Raw genomic sequence first — 1,153 nt, forward strand, 5'->3', positions numbered from 1 at the left:
CCAGCCACCAGTTCACCAGGTCGAAGTGGTGGGTGGCCTTGTGCACCAGCAACCCGCCGGAGAACACCTTGCGGCGGGTGCCGCCCTCATGTCCCAGCCGGATGACGTCCATCCGCGGTGCCAGCTGTTCGAGCAGCCGCTGCCCGGCCTCGTCGACCCCGACCGGGGCGACCAGGGTGACCCGCGCACCGGCGGCGCACAGCAGCGCCGCGAGCCCGGCGCCCCCCGGGCTCTCCTGGGTGCTGCCGACGTCCAGCACCGGCACCGGCGCGTCCGGGGACAACCGTTCGACGGTCCCGTCGACGTCGACGTCGAGGAGCAGGTCACCCACGACGACCACGTGCGGTGCCGGGCTCATGCCGTCACCGCCACGCCGTTGCGGGCCTGGCCAACTGTCGCCAGCGAGGCGTCCAGCACGGCACACACCGCGTGCACCACCACCAGGTGGCCCTCCTGGATCGCCGCGGTGCTGGGGGCGTCCACGCACAGTGCCTCGTGGCAGGCGGCGGCCAGCGGGTTCGGGGCCGGGCCGGTCAGGCCCCACACCGTCAGCCCGCAGTCCCGGCCGCGCTCGGCGGCGGCGAGCACGTTGCTGCTGGTGCCGGAGGTGGACAGCAGCATCAGCACGTCTCCCGGCCGGCCGTGACCTTGCACCTGCCGGGCGAACATCTCGTCGGGGCCGTAGTCGTTGACCACGGCGGTCAGCGTGGCGGAGTCCGAGCACAGGCTGACCGCGGCGAACGGGCGCCGCTCCTCCCGGAACCGGCCCACCAGCTCGCCGGTCAGGTGCTGGGCCTCCGCCGCGCTGCCGCCGTTGCCCGCCGCGAGCACCCGCCCTCCGGCGGCGAGCCGCTCGGCCAGGAGCTGTCCCCACCGTTCGATGGTGGTGACCTGGTCCTGGAGCGAGGCCAGCGCGGCCTCGAGCTCGCGGGTGTGGCTGCTCATCCAGTCCTGGGCGATCATGCTGTCGCCTCCTTCTTCTGGAAGATGACGCTGCGGATGGAGTCCTCGGTGGCGGCGGCCACCCGCTCCCAGCTGAACCGCTCCTCGGCCCGGCGCCGGGCCAGCTGGCCCATCTGCTCCCGCAGCTGGGGCTCGGCCAGCAGCCGGCCCGCCGCGGCGGCGAGCGCACCGGGGTCGCGCGGGGGCACCA

At 74.6% G+C, this 1,153-nt stretch carries 3 protein-coding genes; all 3 read right to left on the bottom strand.

Annotated features, from left to right (window positions below; genetic code table 11):
* The coding region (locus GFJ45_RS16120; protein ID WP_228387225.1) for a PfkB family carbohydrate kinase at positions 1-358 on the bottom strand (358 nt) is incomplete at its 3' end.
* Positions 355-963: a D-sedoheptulose-7-phosphate isomerase gene (locus GFJ45_RS16125; protein ID WP_153399114.1), complete on the bottom strand. Its 609-nt coding sequence runs from the start codon at positions 961-963 to the stop codon at positions 355-357. The genes GFJ45_RS16125 and GFJ45_RS16120, both read right to left, overlap by 4 nt.
* Positions 960-1,153, bottom strand: a 194-nt coding sequence (locus GFJ45_RS16130; protein ID WP_228387227.1) for a glycosyltransferase, incomplete at its 5' end; no start/stop codon positions are given. The genes GFJ45_RS16125 and GFJ45_RS16130, both read right to left, overlap by 4 nt.

This window comes from Ornithinicoccus halotolerans (genome assembly GCF_009602535.1).
GTDB classification, from domain to species: Bacteria; Actinomycetota; Actinomycetes; order Actinomycetales; family Dermatophilaceae; genus Ornithinicoccus; species Ornithinicoccus halotolerans.

Bases quoted from the DNA above. Each gene is read 5' to 3' on its own strand.
- GFJ45_RS16125 (WP_153399114.1), bottom strand. From the start codon at position 963: ATGATCGCCCAGGACTGGATGAGCAGCCACACCCGCGAGCTCGAGGCC.